Raw genomic sequence first — 15343 nt, forward strand, 5'->3', positions numbered from 1 at the left:
GTGACCAGCATGATCGAACGAATGAGCGAGGTGCAGGTGATGGACATCCGGAGCCAGATGCTCCCCGCCGCGGAGGCCGCGGCGCGGATCGTCCAGGGGATCCCGGAGGCGCGGCTGGACGATCCGACCCCGTGCCCCGGCTGGGACGTGCGCGACGTCGTCAACCACCTGATCCTCTGGAACGCCCGCGGAGGGACGGCCGCCCGCAAGCTGCCCACGACCGGGCCCGGCGAGGACCACGACTTCACCGCCGAGCCGCACTGGGCCGACCGGTTCGCCGAGCAGGCCCGCGACACCGCCCTGGCCTGGGCGGACCCGTCGGCCTGGGAGGGCGCCACAAGCCTCACCGGCAACAAGGAGGGCATGCCCGCCGAGTTCATCGCCGGGATCGTGTTCGGCGAATGCGTCGTCCACGGCTGGGACCTCGCCGTCGCCACCGGGCGCGACCCCGCCTTCCCGCCGCAGGTCGTCCAGGCCGCCTGGGAGCAGATCGTCCCCACCGCGGAGGTCAGCCGCGAGTACGGCGCGTTCGGGCCCGAGGTGCCCGTCCCCGAGGACGCGCCGCTCCTGGACCGCGTCCTCGGGCTGTCCGGCCGCGACCCCCACTGGGCGCCCTAGACCCCCGCGCGGCGCCGCGCCGCCGCCACGGCGACGCGCCGTTACGGGGGCGCGAGCCGGGGCCGGGGCGCTCTACCCTGGAGGGCATGTCTTCGACCTCTTCGATCCGCGTCCGTTTCGCCCCGTCACCGACCGGCATGTTCCATGTCGGCGGCGCCCGCTCGGCGCTGTTCAACTGGGTGATGGCCGCGCAGTCGGGCGGCACGCTCGTGCTGCGGATCGAGGACACCGACGCCTCCCGCAACAGCCCCGAGTGGACCGAGGGCATCATCCGCGCCCTGGCCTGGCTCGGCATGGACGGCGAGCAGTACGAGGGCCCCTACTTCCAGTCCGCCAACGCCGACCGGCACGCCGCCGCCGCCCGGTCGCTGAAGGACCAGGGCCGCGCCTACTACTGCGACTGCGGCCGCGAGGCCGTCATCGCCCGGACCGGCGACCAGCACAAGGGGTACGACGGGTTCTGCCGCGACCGCGGCCTCGGCTCCGGCCCCGGGCGCGCCCTCCGGTTCCGCACGCCCGACGAGGGCCAGACCACCGTCGTGGACCTGCTGCGCGGCAAGCCCGTCTTCGAGAACGCCGTCCTGGAGGACTTCGTCATCGCCCGCGCGGACGGTTCGGTGACGTTCCTGCTGGCCAACGCCGTCGACGACATGAGCCAGGGCATCACGCACGTCGTCCGCGGCGAGGAGCACCTGTCCAACGCGCCCAAGCAGCAGCTGCTGTGGGAGGCGCTCGGCGGCGAGCCGCCGGTGTGGGCGCACGTCCCGGTCATCGTCAACGAGAAGCGGCAGAAGCTGTCCAAGCGGCGCGACAAGGTCGCCCTTGAGGACTACCGCGCCGAGGGCTACCTCGCCGAGGCCATGCGCAACTACCTCATGCTCCTCGGGTGGGCGCCCGCCGGCGACCGTGAGATCGTCCCCTGGGACGTCGTCGTCGACGAGTTCCGCATCGAGGACGTCAACACCTCGCCCGCCTTCTTCGACGTCAAGAAGCTCCGCGCGATCAACGGCGAGTACATCCGCGCCCTCCCCGCCGAGAAGTTCGCCGCCGAGTGCCTGCCGTTCCTCCAGCAGGCCCCCTTCGACGTCGACGTGGCCGTGTTCGCCGGGCTGGCGCCGCTGGCGCAGACCAGGGTGGCGCTCCTGTCCGAGATCGTCCCGATGATCGACTTCGTGTTCCTGGACGAGCCGCCGTCCGACGAGCAGTCCTGGAACAAGGCCATGAAGGGGCCCGCCGCCGAGATCCTCGCCGAGGCCGAGGAGTCCTACCGGGACGCGCCCTGGAACGCCGAGGAGCTCAAGACCCGGCTGGAGCGGATCGGCACCGCCCACGGCCTCAAGCTCGGCAAGGCGCAGGCGCCCGTCCGCGTCGCCGTCACCGGCCGCACCGTCGGCCTGCCGCTGTTCGAGTCCCTGGAGATCCTCGGCCGGGACCGCACCCTCGCCCGCATCGCCGCCGCCCGGGCGGCGCTTTCCTAGCCGATCCCGGCCCGAGGGACCCGCGTGGCGGCCCGCCCCTGCGCTCGGGCGAGTGCGTCATCGCTTGGCGATCAGCCCGCTCGTGTGACGGGTCAGGTCGTCGCGCGGGCCCGATCGGCCTTCGGGTGCTTCGGCGTCCGCCTCAACGGAACGTGATCGCTCCCGGGTAGTGGCCGGACGCGCAGACGAAGCGCATGCGGCCCGCATGCGGGACGCCGAGGTCGATCCTCGTGTCGCCGTCCACGGGTAAGATCACGTCCTTGCCGCGCGCGGGGAGGGTGAAGGCCCGCGTGTGCCCCCGCGTTCCCCGCGTCTTCAGGACGAGCACCGTGGGCACCCCGGCCCGCGCCGTGACCAGCGCCGGGCGGTATCCCTGGTCGAGCGCCCAGATCGTCACGACCTGGGTGCCGGACGCGTCCGTGTGGACGAACCGCGCCGACTCGGCGGCCGCGGCCGTGCCGCCGCCCCCGGCGGGCAGCCACCCGCCCAGCCGCAGCCCCGACAGCAGCGTCCACCCGGAGGCCACGAGCAGCCCGGCCGCCAGCAGGACGGTGACCCGCCCCCTCAGCGCCGCGAGCGTCCGGCCGACCGTCACGCCGACCACCCCGAAGAGCGGCGCGGTCCCCAGCACGAACGCGCCCATGACCACGGCGCCGCCGGCGGCCGACCGCGACGTCACCGCCAGCAGCTCCGCCGACAGCGTCAGCCCGCAGGGGACCAGGACCGTGGCGGCTCCCAGCACCACGGCCCGCCTCCGGCTCTTGGAGGCATCGCGCCCGTCGCGGTCCGCGGTGCCGGTGAGGTCTGCGGGCCCCTGCCCGGAGGGCCCGGCCGCGGGTTCGCCGGCGAGCGCGGGGGGCGCGTGGCAGGCGGCGGGGCCCTCCTCGCGGCCGCGCCGGAGGAGACGTTTCGCCGGGCGGAAGTTCAGGAGGTCGAGCGCGAACAGCGCGAGGGTCAGGGAGGCCACGGCCAGCAGGGCGCCGCGCACCTGCGGGCCGGGCTGGACGGCCCCGCCCGCCAGGCCGAGCACGGCCCCCAGCGCCGCGTGGGAGATCAGCTTGGCGCCGAGGAACGTCGCGACCGGGCGGAGGTCGGAGCGCCCGCCGGGCCGCCCGCCGGTCACCGCGCCCGTCAGCAGGCCCAGCTGGACGGCGGCGCAGGTCGTGCCCCCCGCGAGGAACCCCGTGCCGACGCCGGTGAGGAAGAGCGCGGTGATGTCCATGACTGCACCCCCGCAGCGAGAGCCTCCCCGCATCGGCCCGGCGCGAAGCGTTACCGGACGGGCAGCCCCCGCTGTCCGTCAGGGAGAGCCGTCCTGGCCTTCCTGCACGCACGCGCGGAGCTCGGCGAGGAGCCGGTCCAGCTCGTCGAACTCTCCGCGCAACGCGGGCGGCACGTGCTTGCCGACGATCTCCACCTGCTTCTCCACGGCCCTCAGGCGCTCCACGGCCTGCCCCCCGACGCCACCGGGCCCGGGCTCGCCCGGGGGACGCGAATGCAGCAGCGCCGCCTGCTCCCGCAGAAGCGCGGCCTGCTCGCGCAGCAGCGTCGTCTGGTCGCGGAGCTGCTTGTTCTTGTTGTGCAGCTCCACGAACACCGACACCTTCGCGCGCAGCACCCACGGGTCGAACGGCTTGGAGATGAAGTCGACGGCCCCAGCGGCGTACCCGCGGAACGCGTAGTCGGGGTCGCTGTTCACGGCGGTCAGGAAGATGATCGGAAGGTCGCGGGTCTTCTTGCGGCGCTTGATGTCACGGGCCGTCTCGAACCCGTCCATACCCGGCATGACGACGTCCAGCAGGATCACGGCGTACTCGTCGGTGAGCAGCGCCTTGAGCGCCTCCTCACCCGACCGCGCACGGACGAGATCCTGATCGAGGGAGCTGAGGATGGCCTCCAGCGCGATGAGGTTCTCCTCGCGGTCGTCCACGAGGAGGATCTTCGCCTTGTCGTCCACGCGTCGTCTCTCTCCGTTCCGGTCCGGCACCACCGTTCGGGCAGATGAGCGCCCATGGCGACCCTACTGCGGACGGCCTCAGCGGACGATGGAAGGCTGGAGCCAGTTCCGCATGACGTCGAGGAGATGGTCGACGTCCACGGGCTTGGGGACGTAATCCGACGCGCCGGAGTCCAGGCTCTTCTCGCGGTCGCCCTTCATGACCTTCGCGGTGATCACGATGATGGGCAGCTCGGCGAACTGCGGCATCTCCCGGATCGCCGCCGTGGTGGCGTAGCCGTCCAGGCCCGGCATCATCACGTCCATCAGGACGATCGCGACGTCGGGGTTGCGGTGCAGCACCTCGATCCCGGCCTGCCCGTCCTCGGCGTACAGCACCTCCATCCCGTAGCCCTCCAGGACGCTGGTCAGCGCGAACACGTTGCGGACGTCGTCGTCGACGATCAGCACCTTGCGGCCCGACAGGACCGTGTCCAGGAAGTCGGCGGGCGGCCCGTCCAGCAGGCCGTTCAGCGCGGGCTCGGTCTCGCCGGGCCGGTCGCCGGGCGGCTGCTGCTCCGCCGCCAGCCCGTTCTCGTGGCCCGTGACGGCGGCGCGGGCGGTCCGGTTCCCGCGCACCGGCCCGGCGCCCGCGACGAGAGCCGGGCCCGTGCCGGACGCGGCGCCCGCCTCGTCCGGCAGCGACGAGCGGCGCCGCTCGTCCGGCTCGCTGTAGTGGGCCGGCAGGTACAGCGTGAACACGCTCCCGCGGCCCGGCTCGCTCTCGGCGTGGATCTCCCCGCCCAGCAGCCGCGCGATGTTGCGGCTGATCGACAGGCCGAGGCCGGTGCCGCCGTAGCGGCGGCTGGTGGTCCCGTCGCCCTGCTGGAACGGCTCGAAGATCTCCTGGAGCTTATCGGCGCTGACGCCGATCCCGGTGTCGATCACCCGGAAGGCGATCACGTCGGGGGTGTTCCACAGCGCGGGCAGCGTGAAGTCGATGTCCCCGGCCCGCTCGGCCAGCAGCCGCACCTCGCCCTCGGCGGTGAACTTCACCGCGTTGGACAGCAGGTTCCGCAGCACCTGTTGCAGCCGCTGCTCGTCGGTGTGCAGCGTCGGCGGGACGTCCGGGGCGACCTCCACGTCGAACTGCAGGCCCTTGTCCACCGACAGGGGCCGGAACGTCGCCTCCACGTAGTCGACGAGCGCCGACACCGACAGCCGCTGCGGGTGCACCTCCATCTTCCCCGCCTCGACCTTCGCCAGGTCCAGGATGTCGTTGATCAGCTCCAGCAGGTCGGTGCCGGAGTCGTGGATCGTCTGGGCGAACTCCACCTGCTTGTCGGTGAGGTTCCCGCCGGGGTTCTCCGACAGCAGCTTGGCGAGGACGAGCAGGCTGTTCAGCGGCGTGCGCAGCTCGTGCGACATGTTCGCCAGGAACTCCGACTTGTACCGCGAGGAGATCGCCAGCTGCTCGGCGCGCTCCTCCAGCGTCCTCCTGGCCTGCTCGATCTGGAAGTTCTGGATCTCGATCGCGCGGTTCTGCTGGGCCAGCAGCGCCGCCTTCTCCTCCAGCTCGGTGTTGGAGTGCCGCAGCTCGCCCTGCTGGCGCTGCAGCTCGTCCGAGCGCTCCTGCAGCTCCTGGGCGAGCCGCTGGGACTCCCCGAGCAGCGCCTCGGTGCGGGTGTTGGCGCTGATCGCGTTCAGCGTGACCCCGATCGTCTCGATCAGCTGGCTGAAGAACGCCAGGTGGACGTCGGTGAACCGGCCGAACGAGGCCAGCTCGATCGCGCCGAGCACCGTGTCCTCGAACACGATCGGCAGCACGATGATGTTGACCGGCGACGCCTCGCCCAGCCCGGAGCCGATCTTGACGTAGTCGGCGGGGGCGTCGCCGATCAGCAGCGTCCGGCGCTCCTGCGCCGCCTGCCCGACCAGGCCCTCGCCCAGCGCGAACCGGACGGCGCCCGACCGGCTCCGCCGCGTCCCGTACCCGGCGATCAGCACCAGCTCGGTCTCCTCGCCGCTGTTCTCGGCGAGGTAGAACGCGCCGTACTGGGCGCTCGCGGACGGCGTCAGCTCCCGCATGATCAGCTCGGCGACCTGGAGCAGGTCCCGGTGGCCCTGCATCAGCCCACCGATCCGCGCCAGGTTCGTCTTGAGCCAGTCCTGCTCCTCGTTGGCGCGGGTCGTCTCACGCAGCGTCGTGACCATCAGGTTGACGTTGTCGGACAGCTCCGCGACCTCGCCGCGCGCCTCCACCGTGATCGTCCGGGTCAGGTCGCCGGTGGCGACCGCGCTGGCCACCTCGCCGATCGCGCGGACCTGGGTGGTCAGGTTCCCGGCCAGCTCGTTGACGCTCTCGGTCAGCCGCTTCCAGGTGCCCGACACGCCCTCGACCTCGGCCTGCCCGCCGAGCCGCCCCTCGCTGCCGACCTCGCGGGCCACGCGGGTGACCTCGGACGCGAACGACGACAGGGTGTCCACCATCGTGTTCAGCGTGGTCTTCAGCTCCAGGATCTCGCCCTGCGCGTCCACGTCGATGCGGCGGGTCAGGTCGCCGTGCGCGACCGCCGTCGCGACCTGCGCGATGTTGCGGACCTGGTAGGTCAGGTTGGACGCCATGCCGTTGACGTTGTCGGTCAGGTCCTTCCACATGCCGCCCGCGCCGGGGACGATCGCCTGCCCGCCGAGGCGCCCCTCGGTGCCGACCTCCCGGGCGACGCGGCTGACCTCGTCCGCGAACGCCGACAGCGTGTCCACCATCGTGTTGAGGGTGTCCTTGAGCTGGAGGATCTCGCCCTGCGCGTCGACCTCGATCTTGCGGGTGAGATCGCCCTGCGCCACCGCCGTCGTGACGGTCGCGATCCCGCGGACCTGCATCGTCAGGTTGTTCGCCATCGAGTTGACGTTGTCGGTGAGGTCCTTCCAGACCCCGCTCACCCGCGGCATCCGGGCCTGCCCGCCGAGCCGCCCCTCGGTGCCGACCTCGCGGGCCACGCGGGTGACCTCCGACGCGAACGACGACAGCGTGTCCACCATCGCGTTCACGGTGTCCTTGAGCTCCAGGATCTCGCCCTGCGCGTCCACCGTGATCTTCTTGCCCAGGTCGCCGTCGGCCACCGCCGTGGTGACCTGCGCGATGTTGCGGACCTGGTAGGTCAGGTTGGACGCCATGCCGTTGACGTTGTTGGTCAGGTCCCGCCACACGCCGCTCACCCCGGGGACGTGGGCCTGCCCGCCGAGGCGCCCCTCCGTCCCCACCTCGCGCGCGACGCGGGTGACCTCGTCCGCGAAGGCGGAGAGCGTGTCGACCATCTGGTTCACGGTCAGCTTCAGCTGCAGGATCTCGCCCTGCGCGTCCACCGTGATCTTCTTGCCCAGGTCGCCCTCGGCGACCGCCGTGGTGACCTGCGCGATGTTGCGGACCTGGTAGGTCAGGTTGTTCGCCATCGCGTTGACGTTGTCGGTGAGGTTCTTCCAGACGCCGCTGACGCCCCGCACGTTGGCCTGCCCGCCGAGCTGCCCCTCGGTGCCGACCTCGCGGGCGACGCGGGTGACCTCGTCGGCGAACGCCGACAGCTGGTCGACCATCGTGTTCACGGTGAGCTTCAGTTCCTGCAGCTCACCGGTCGCCTCCACCGTGACCTTGCGGGTCAGGTCGCCCTTCGCCACCGCCGTGGTGACCTCCGCGATGTCGCGGACCTGGGCGGTCAGCCGGTTCGCCATCACGTTCACCGACGCCGTCACGTCCCGCCAGCGGCCCGTCATCCCGCGCGACGGCGCCTGCCCGCCGAGCCGTCCCTCGGTGCCGACCTCCCGGGCGAACTGGGTGACCTCCCACGTGAACTGGTCGAGCAGCTCGACCATCCCGTTCACCGACCGGGCCATGCGCAGCAGCTCCCCGCGCATCGGCCTGCCGCGGACCCGCAGCTCGACCCGCTGGCTCAGGTCACCCTTGGCCACGGCCTCCACCACCTGGTGCATCCCCGTGGCCAGGTCGGTCAGCTTGCCGATGATCGCGTTGGTGTCCTCGACGGCCCGCGCCCACGAGCCCTTCAGCGTGCCCGTCGCCAGCCGGCCCTGCAGCTGGCCCTCGCGGCCGATCTCGCGCCGGATGCGGCTCAGCCCCGAGGTCAGGTCGTGGCCGTTCCGCCGGATCTCCTCGACGATCTCCGCGGCCTCGGCCACGGCGCCCTCGCCCGGCACGTCCAGGTCCTGCCCGGCCTTCCCGTCCCGCACGGCGGCGAGCGCCCTGATCAGCGGTTCAAGGTCGGCGTCGCTGTAACGCGGCGTGGTGTCACGAGACCCGCCGGGGCGGGCACGGGACGCGGTACGCGGCATGCTCTTCATCCTCCTGGCCCGCGATCGTCGGGTACCCGGATAGCACGGACTCCTTGCTCGGGGACTCCACCTCTGGGCCTTGACGGGCCGCATCTGTACTCTACGTCCCCGTGCAGCGTGGAGCCCGTTCCGCGTGTGGCCGGGTAAAGGCACGGCAACGCCCAGTGGTTCGTGCTTGTAGTCTTCGTGTTACGGTCTGTCGTGTTGTGGGCGAGAGCGCTTCGCCGAGGTCACAGCGCGTGGCGCGGCCCGGATCACGGCTCTCCTGGCCGGGCGGTGGACCAGTCTGTCACGATGGCCAGGCTCACACAGGGATGCTTCGAACGAGGGACGACTTTGGATCGGCAGACGGCGTCGGCCACCTTCCCGTCCGCCGCCGCGGCGGTGGCGGACGCGCGCCGGTTCGTCCGGAAGGTGCTCGCCGACTGGGGCATGGAGGAGGCCGCGGACGACGCGGTGCTGGCCACCAGCGAGCTCGCGACCAACGCCATCGCCTACGCCGGCACGTCCTTCGAGGTGACCTGCCGCCTGGAGGACGGCGAGATCAAGGTCGAGGTCCGCGACCGGCACCCCACGCGGGGCATCGAGATGCCGGGCGTCACCGCCTCCAGCGGGCGCGGCCTCCCGTCGATCGCGCGTCTCGCCTCGTCCTGGGGCGTGTCCTACGACCGCCGCACCAAGGGCGTCTGGTTCACGCTTCCGCGGCCGGGCGCGGCCAACGGCTCGGCCCCGCCCCGTTCCGCCGCGGGTGAGGGCGCGCGGGCATCCGGCGGCGACGGCGCGCCGGCCTCGTCCGCCGAGAACCCCCGGGAGAGCGGCGGCCTGGCCGCCGGGCCCGGCGAGGGCCACGAGGGACGCCTGGGCGAAGGCGTCGGCGACGTGCCCGCCGCCGGCGACCGGCTGCTGCGTTCCCCCGCCGCCGTCGAGGCCATGGAGGACGGCGTCGCCACCGTCCGCGAGGTCCTCGGCGCCGATGGCGCCGCCATCCTGCTCACCGAACGCGACGGGCGCCTCATCATGGGCCCCTCCGCCGGGACCGCCGCCGAGATGCCGCTCGGCGAGCTGTCGGTCCCGGCACTCGGCCCGGACGCCCGCGCCGGATCCCCCTGGGTCGCGGCCGACGCCTCCGATCCGGCCGCCGCCGCCCTGCGCGCCCGGTCCCTGGCCGCCGCGCCGCTGGAGTCCCAGGGCCGCCTCACCGGCCTGCTGGTGGCCGTCTCCTCGGTCTCCGGCCGGTTCGAGGAGGCCGACGGCGCCCGCCTCGGGCGGCTCGCCGACGAGATGTCGCTCTCCCTGGAGAAGGCCAGGGTGGGTGAGCTGGAACGGTCCTGGCGCGGCTGGCTCAGCTTCGTCGCCGAGGCCAGCGACCTGCTCGCCGGCACCCTCGACCAGGAGCGGACGATGGCGCTGGTCGCCCAGCTCGTCGTCCCCCGCCTGGCGACCTGGTGCGCGGTCTACACCGCCGTGGACACCGAGCCCGCCAAGCTGGCGTACGTGTGGCACGCCGACGAGACGCGGGCCGACGGCCTCCGCGACCTCCTCGACCACGCCGGGGCCGCGCCGCCCACGGACGTCTCCGCCCCCTGGAACGGCCTCGCCACCGCCCCCGACGACGTGCGCGCCGCCGCCGGGGACACCGCCGCCGACCAGGTCTACGCGTTCCCGCTGGTCGCCCGCGGCCGCCGCATCGGCACGATCGTCATCGGCCGCCCGTCCGGCGACCGCTTCCCCCGCAGCGCGATCGAGCTCGCCGAGGAGCTCGGCCGCCGCGCGGCGCTCGCCGTCGACAACGCGCGCCTGTTCTCCGCCCAGACCGCCATGAGCAGCGCCCTGCAGCGCAGCCTCCTGCCGCCCGGCATCCCCGAGATCCCCGGCCTGGAGGTCGCGGTGGTGTACGAGCCCGCGGGGGAGGGGAGCGAGGTCGGCGGCGACTTCTACGACGTCTTCGAGAGCGGCCCGCGGCAGGGCGGTCCCGCGGCCTCCGCCCGGTGGCGCTTCGCGATCGGCGACGTGTGCGGCACCGGCCCCGAGGCCGCGGCCGTCACCGGCCTCGCCCGGCACGCCCTGCGCATCCTGGCCGCCGAGGACATGTCGGTGCCCGCCGTCCTCACCCGCCTCAACCGGCTGATCCTCGGCGAGGGCGAGCGGGGACGGCTGCTGACCCTGCTCCACGGCGAGATCGAACCCCGCCGCCGGCGCGACGGCGTGACCATCAGGCTGACGAGCGCGGGGCACCCGCCCCCGCTCGTGCTCGACCCCGACGGCGGCGTCCGCGAGGTGGCCTCGCCGCAGCCGCTGCTCGGGGTGTTCGATGGTGTGGACTTCCACACCGACACCGTCGAGCTGAGGCGCGGGGAGGTGCTGCTCTGCGTGACCGACGGGGTCACCGAGCGGCGCTCCGGCGCCCGGCTGCTCGGCGACGGCCACGGCCTGGAACGCCTTCTGGCCGGCTGCACGGGCCTGAGCGCGGGGGCGGTGGCCGCCCGTATCCAGCGAGCGGTGCGCGACTTCGGCCCGGAACCCTCGAACGACGACGTTGCCCTCATCGTTCTGCGGGCGTCATGATGGAGACCAACAATCGGTAAGGTGGGGTGGCGTGGGGCTTGCCTTGCACACGACACGACAGGACGGCCGCGCGACGATCGCCGCGCGCGGCTCCATCGACCTGCATTCCTCCGACGAGCTGAGGTCCCGGTTGACCGAACTCGTCGACGCCGGGGAACGTGAGGTCGTCGTCGACCTCACGGCGGTCGACTTCTGTGACTCCTCGGGTCTGAACGTCCTCGTCCGCGCCTACAAGCACGCGCGGGCGCAGAACGCCACGCTCACCGTCACCGGCGCCTACGGCCGGGTCGAGAACGTCCTGCGGACCACCGGACTCGATCGTTTCCTCATCGGAGGCGCCGCGGAGGAGGCCCCCGCGGATGGGCGGTGAGCCGATGGACGCCGACAGGACGCCCGGATTGGGGTGGACATGATGAAGAACGGCGAGCGGGCGGAGTGACCGACCCGATGACCGAGACCACCCTGCGCGCGGCACCCCAGACGGAGGCGGTCGAGTACGCCCGCCGCCTCGCCGCGCGCACCATGCGCACCTGGGCCCTGATGGAACGCGAGGAGCTCGTCACCGCGATCGTGGCCGAGCTGGTCGCCAACGCCGTCCGGCACGCGGGCACGGCGCTGGAGCTGCGCCTGCTGCGCGGCACCGGCCGGGTCCGCGTCGAGGTCCGCGACCGCGCCGCGCAGCTGCCCCGGCTGACCGTCCCCGGCCCCCTGGACGAGTCGCACCGCGGCCTGTTCATCGTCGACCGCTTCGCGACCTCCTGGGGCGCCGACCCGGTGACCGGCGGCAAGGTCGTCTGGGCCGAGGTCAACATCTGACGACGACGCCCGTGGAGGCACAGGGCCGTCAACGACGTGGCCCCGCACACCGGACGGTGTGCGGGGCCACGGCGTTCCTCGTCGCGGACACCCGTCCCAGGCCGGATCAGCAGGGATCCGGTGCCGTGGGTCAGGAAGCCTTGCGGTACAGCTCCGCCACCATGAACGCCAGGTCCAGGGACTGGCCGCGGTTGAGCCGGGGGTCGCAGGCCGTCTCGTAACGCTGATGGAGATCGTCCTCGACCAGGCCGTGCCCGCCGCCCACGCACTCGGTGACGTCGTCGCCGGTGAACTCGATGTGGATGCCGCCCGGATGCGTGCCGAGGGCCCGGTGGACCTCGAAGAACCCGGCCAGCTCGTCCAGGACGTCGTCCAGCCGCCGCGTCTTGTGCCCGCTCGGCGCCTCGAAGGTGTTGCCGTGCATCGGGTCGCAGATCCACGCCACGGGCGCGCCGCTGCGGTGCACCTTCTCGACCAGCGAGGGCAGCACGTCCCGCACCTTGCCCGCGCCCATCCGGGTGATGAAGGTCAGCCGCCCCGGCTCGCCCTCCGGGTTGAGCCTGTCGATCAACGCCAGCGCGTCGTCGGCGGAGGTCCCCGGCCCCAGCTTCACCCCGATCGGGTTGCGGATGTGCCGCAGGAACTCCACGTGGGCCCCGTCGAGCTGCCGGGTGCGCTCACCGATCCACAGGAAATGCGCCGACACGTCGTACGGAAGCCCGCTGAGGTGGTCGATGCGGGTCAGAGCCCGCTCGTAGTCCAGCAGCAGCGCCTCGTGGCTGGAGTAGAACTCCACGCCGTGGAACTCCTCGGGGTTCACCCCGCACGCCTTCATGAACGTCAACGCCCGGTCGATCTCACCGGCGACCTGCTCGTAACGGCGGCCCGCGGGGCTCTGCGCCACGAAATCCTGGTTCCAGGCGTGCACCTGCCGCAGGTCGGCGTAGCCGCCCTTGGTGAAGGCCCGGCAGAGGTTCAGCGTCACCGCCGAGCAGTGGTAGGCCTTCAGCAGCCTGTGAGGATCGTTGCGCCGGGAGGAGGCGTCGAAATCGAGGCCGTTCACCGCGTCGCCCCGGTAGGCGGGCAGTTCCACGCCGCCCCGCACCTCGACGGGCTTGGACCGCGGCTTGGCGAACTGCCCGGCCATCCGGCCGATCTTCACCACCGGCACGCTGGCCGCGTAGGTGAGCACGACCGCCATCTGGAGCAGGGTCTTGAGCTTGTTCTTCACCGCGTCGGCGTTCGAGCCCTCGAACGTCTCGGCGCAGTCGCCGCCCTGCAACACGAACGCCTCGCCGCGCGCGACGTCCGCGAGCTGGGCCTTGAGCTGGTCGCACTCGCCGGCGAAGACGAGCGGGGGCTGCTTGGCCAGTTCTGCGGCGACTACCCGGACCTCGTCCGGGTCGTCCCACTCGGGCTGCTGGAGTGCGGGGAGGCCGCGCCAGGCGTCGAGGTCCCCGGAGACGCTGGAAATACTCACCCGAAGAGGCTATGGCACCGCGCGGGCCCTGGCACCCGCCGGTCCTTGCGACGTGACCGGGCGGCCCGTATCGGACCGCCCGGTATGGGAGTACCGCGTGTGTGCGTCAGGCCGCCCGGCTCCCGGCACCGGCCCGGACGGGCCCGTCCCCGGCCGCCGGCGGCGCGCCCGTGAGGGCCCGGCGGCCGGTCAGGTCCGTCTCGGTCGCCAGCTGCCGGAGCCGCCGCAGCGAACGGTCGGTGATCTGCCGGACGCGGTTGTGGCTCAGGCCGTACCGTGCGCCGATCTGCGCGTACGACAGCGGCTGCCCGCTGTCCATCCCGAAACGGGCGCGCAGGATCGCCGACTCGCGCTCCGGCAGCCGCTCCAGCAGGCGCCCGAGGCCCTCGATGTCGTCCAGCGCGAGGATCTCCGCCTCGGGCGTGACGGCGTCGGGATCCTCCAGCAGGTCGCCCATCGGCGTCTCGCCGGCGTCGTCGACGGTCGCGTCCAGGCTCGCCGGGTCGCGGCGCCAGCGCAGGAGCTCGTCCACATGCTCGGCCTCGGCGCCCAGCGAACCCGCCAGCTCCTCGCGGGTCGGCTCACGGCCCAGGTCGCGGCTGAGCTGCCGCTCGGCGCGGCGCAGCCGGGACAGCTCCTCCTCGACGTGGACGGGCAGCCGGATCGTGCGGGCCGTGTGGCTCAGCCCGCGGCCGATCGCCTGCCTGATCCACCATGTCGCGTATGTGGAGAACTTGAAGCCGCGGCGGTAGTCGAACTTCTCCACCGCGCGCATCAGCCCCAGGTTCCCCTCCTGAATGAGGTCGATGAGGGGCAACGAGTCGGTCGGGTACTTGCGGGCGATCGAGACCACGAGGCGCAGGTTGGCCTCGACGAAGCGCTGCTTGGCACGCAGCCCCGCCGCGGTCAGCGCCTCCAGCTCCTCGCGGGACGCGCCCTCGGGCACGGTCCCCTCGTCGAGCAGCTGCTCGGCGTACAGGCCCCCTTCGATCGCCTTGGCCAGATCGACCTCCTCCTGCGCGTCGAGCAGGGGGGTACGGCCGATCCGGTCGAGGTACGCTCCGACAAGATCCTTGTCGGGGACGTCGACCCTGTCGCCCTTGGTACGGGTTGCAGCCATCCTGACCCTTCTCCGGTGCGATCTCCCTAGAGGGACAACGCTAATTACCGCTCTGTGATTCCCGGGTGGGGAATACTGCGAGGCTGTTAGCCGCTCTACCGTCCTGATACCCCGACAGAGGAGAAACCGACATGGCGACCGTCACACTCACCGCACAGAACTTCGATGAGGTGGCGCAGGGCGACGGGATCGTGCTGGTCGACTTCTGGGCGGACTGGTGCGGACCCTGCAAGCGCTTCGCGCCCGTCTTCGAGAAGTCGGCGGGCAAGCACGAGGACATCGTCTTCGGCAAGGTGGACACCGAGGCCGAGCCCGCGCTGTCGGAGCGGTTCGGGATCCGGTCGATCCCGACGCTCATGGCCATCCGTGACGGCGTCATCGTCTTCGCCGAGCCCGGCGCCCTCCCCGAGCCGGTGCTGGAGAACGTGATCGAGCAGGTCCGCGCACTCGACATGGAGGACGTCCGCCGTCGCGCGGAGTCCTGACCCTGGCCGGTTCCGGCCGACGCGGGGGCCTTGCGATCCGCTTCGTAGACGCCCGATCGCTCGGTGTAGTGGGTTGCGGGCATGGGACGCCCACCCGACTCCCGAGCGGCACGATGGCAAAGATGCGGCCCACGGCGCCCGCACCGCGGGGCGGATGCACGATGATGGACGGATGCTCGCCGATGTCGTCGAATACCTGGTGTGCCCCGTGTGCGGAGCGGACCTTGCAATGGCGGACCGCGGACTTCTCTGTCCGGCAGGGCACACCTTCGACATCGCGCGGCAAGGGTATGCGAACCTCCTGCCGGGCAATGCCCGCCCGGGAACAGCCGACACACCGGAGATGGTCCGCGCGCGCGACGAGTTCCTCAGCGCCGGCCACTTCAGCGCCCCCGCAGAACGTCTCGCGAAGGACGTCGCCCGCACCTTGGACGGCACGTCCCTCGTCCTGGACGCCGGTGCCGGTACCGGGCACTACCTGAGCCGTGTGCTGGACACGTC

12 protein-coding genes and 1 pseudogene (1 of these 13 only partly in view) are annotated in these 15343 nt (G+C 72.4%); 8 read left to right on the forward strand and 5 right to left on the reverse strand.

The annotated features are described in order from the left end of the window. Positions 1–9: 9 nt before the first annotated feature. Together AGRA3207_RS38420 and gltX are read left to right on the forward strand one after the other, a co-directional pair. On the forward strand, positions 10–618 hold the full coding sequence (locus AGRA3207_RS38420) for a TIGR03086 family metal-binding protein (protein ID WP_231332277.1): 609 nt from the start codon (positions 10–12) through the stop codon (positions 616–618). 86 nt (positions 619–704) lie between these two features. Continuing rightward, a complete protein-coding gene (gene gltX / locus AGRA3207_RS38425) occupies positions 705–2096 on the forward strand; it encodes a glutamate--tRNA ligase (RefSeq protein ID WP_273699977.1) in 1392 nt (463 codons plus the stop codon). A 142-nt stretch (positions 2097–2238) separates the two neighbouring features. Here the strand turns inward: gltX and AGRA3207_RS38430 are convergent, their stop codons facing one another. From AGRA3207_RS38430 to AGRA3207_RS38440, 3 genes are all read right to left on the reverse strand, one after another. Continuing rightward, positions 2239–3318: an urease accessory protein UreH domain-containing protein gene (locus tag AGRA3207_RS38430; protein ID WP_231332278.1), complete on the reverse strand. Its 1080-nt coding sequence runs from the start codon at positions 3316–3318 to the stop codon at positions 2239–2241. A 78-nt stretch (positions 3319–3396) separates the two neighbouring features. Next, entirely contained in the window at positions 3397–4053 is a 657-nt protein-coding gene (locus tag AGRA3207_RS38435) for a response regulator (RefSeq protein WP_231332279.1), read from the reverse strand. 78 nt (positions 4054–4131) lie between these two features. Continuing rightward, positions 4132–8376, reverse strand: coding sequence for a hybrid sensor histidine kinase/response regulator (locus AGRA3207_RS38440; RefSeq protein ID WP_231332280.1), 4245 nt, complete (start codon positions 8374–8376; stop codon positions 4132–4134). 336 nt (positions 8377–8712) lie between these two features. Here AGRA3207_RS38440 and AGRA3207_RS38445 point away from each other — a divergent pair, with 336 nt between their 5' ends. The 3 genes from AGRA3207_RS38445 to AGRA3207_RS38455 all read left to right on the forward strand — a co-directional run bounded on the left by AGRA3207_RS38445 (position 8713) and on the right by AGRA3207_RS38455 (position 11757). Then, positions 8713–10941, forward strand: coding sequence for a SpoIIE family protein phosphatase (locus AGRA3207_RS38445; protein ID WP_231332281.1), 2229 nt, complete (start codon positions 8713–8715; stop codon positions 10939–10941). Between the two features lie 31 nt (positions 10942–10972). Further along, a complete protein-coding gene (locus AGRA3207_RS38450; protein WP_231332282.1) occupies positions 10973–11311 on the forward strand; it encodes an STAS domain-containing protein in 339 nt (112 codons plus the stop codon). 77 nt (positions 11312–11388) lie between these two features. Beyond that, entirely contained in the window at positions 11389–11757 is a 369-nt protein-coding gene (locus tag AGRA3207_RS38455; protein ID WP_156222913.1) for an ATP-binding protein, read from the forward strand. 130 nt (positions 11758–11887) lie between these two features. On the opposite strand, the gene AGRA3207_RS38460 is transcribed toward AGRA3207_RS38455, so the two are convergent. Beyond that, positions 11888–13231, reverse strand: coding sequence for a class II 3-deoxy-7-phosphoheptulonate synthase (locus tag AGRA3207_RS38460; protein ID WP_420830930.1), 1344 nt, complete (start codon positions 13229–13231; stop codon positions 11888–11890). Between the two features lie 112 nt (positions 13232–13343). After that, positions 13344–14357, reverse strand: a complete 1014-nt coding sequence (locus AGRA3207_RS38465) for a sigma-70 family RNA polymerase sigma factor (protein WP_231332284.1) — start codon at positions 14355–14357, stop codon at positions 13344–13346. A gap of 131 nt (positions 14358–14488) precedes the next feature. Here AGRA3207_RS38465 and trxA point away from each other — a divergent pair, with 131 nt between their 5' ends. The 3 genes and pseudogenes from trxA to AGRA3207_RS38475 all read left to right on the forward strand — a co-directional run. Then, on the forward strand, positions 14489–14842 hold the full coding sequence (trxA, locus tag AGRA3207_RS38470; protein ID WP_231332285.1) for a thioredoxin: 354 nt from the start codon (positions 14489–14491) through the stop codon (positions 14840–14842). Positions 14843–15014: 172 nt separating this feature from the next. Then, a pseudogene (locus AGRA3207_RS40160) lies at positions 15015–15143 on the forward strand (putative RNA methyltransferase); the annotation flags it as partial. Positions 15144–15185: 42 nt separating this feature from the next. Next, positions 15186–15343 carry the 5' portion of a methyltransferase domain-containing protein gene (locus AGRA3207_RS38475; protein ID WP_231332286.1) on the forward strand. Its footprint extends 511 nt past the window's final position, so 158 of the gene's 669 nt are visible here — the first part of the coding sequence; its start codon is at positions 15186–15188; its stop codon lies off the right edge, out of view.

It is taken from the genome of Actinomadura graeca (genome assembly GCF_019175365.1).
GTDB lineage: Bacteria > Actinomycetota > Actinomycetes > Streptosporangiales > Streptosporangiaceae > Spirillospora > Spirillospora graeca.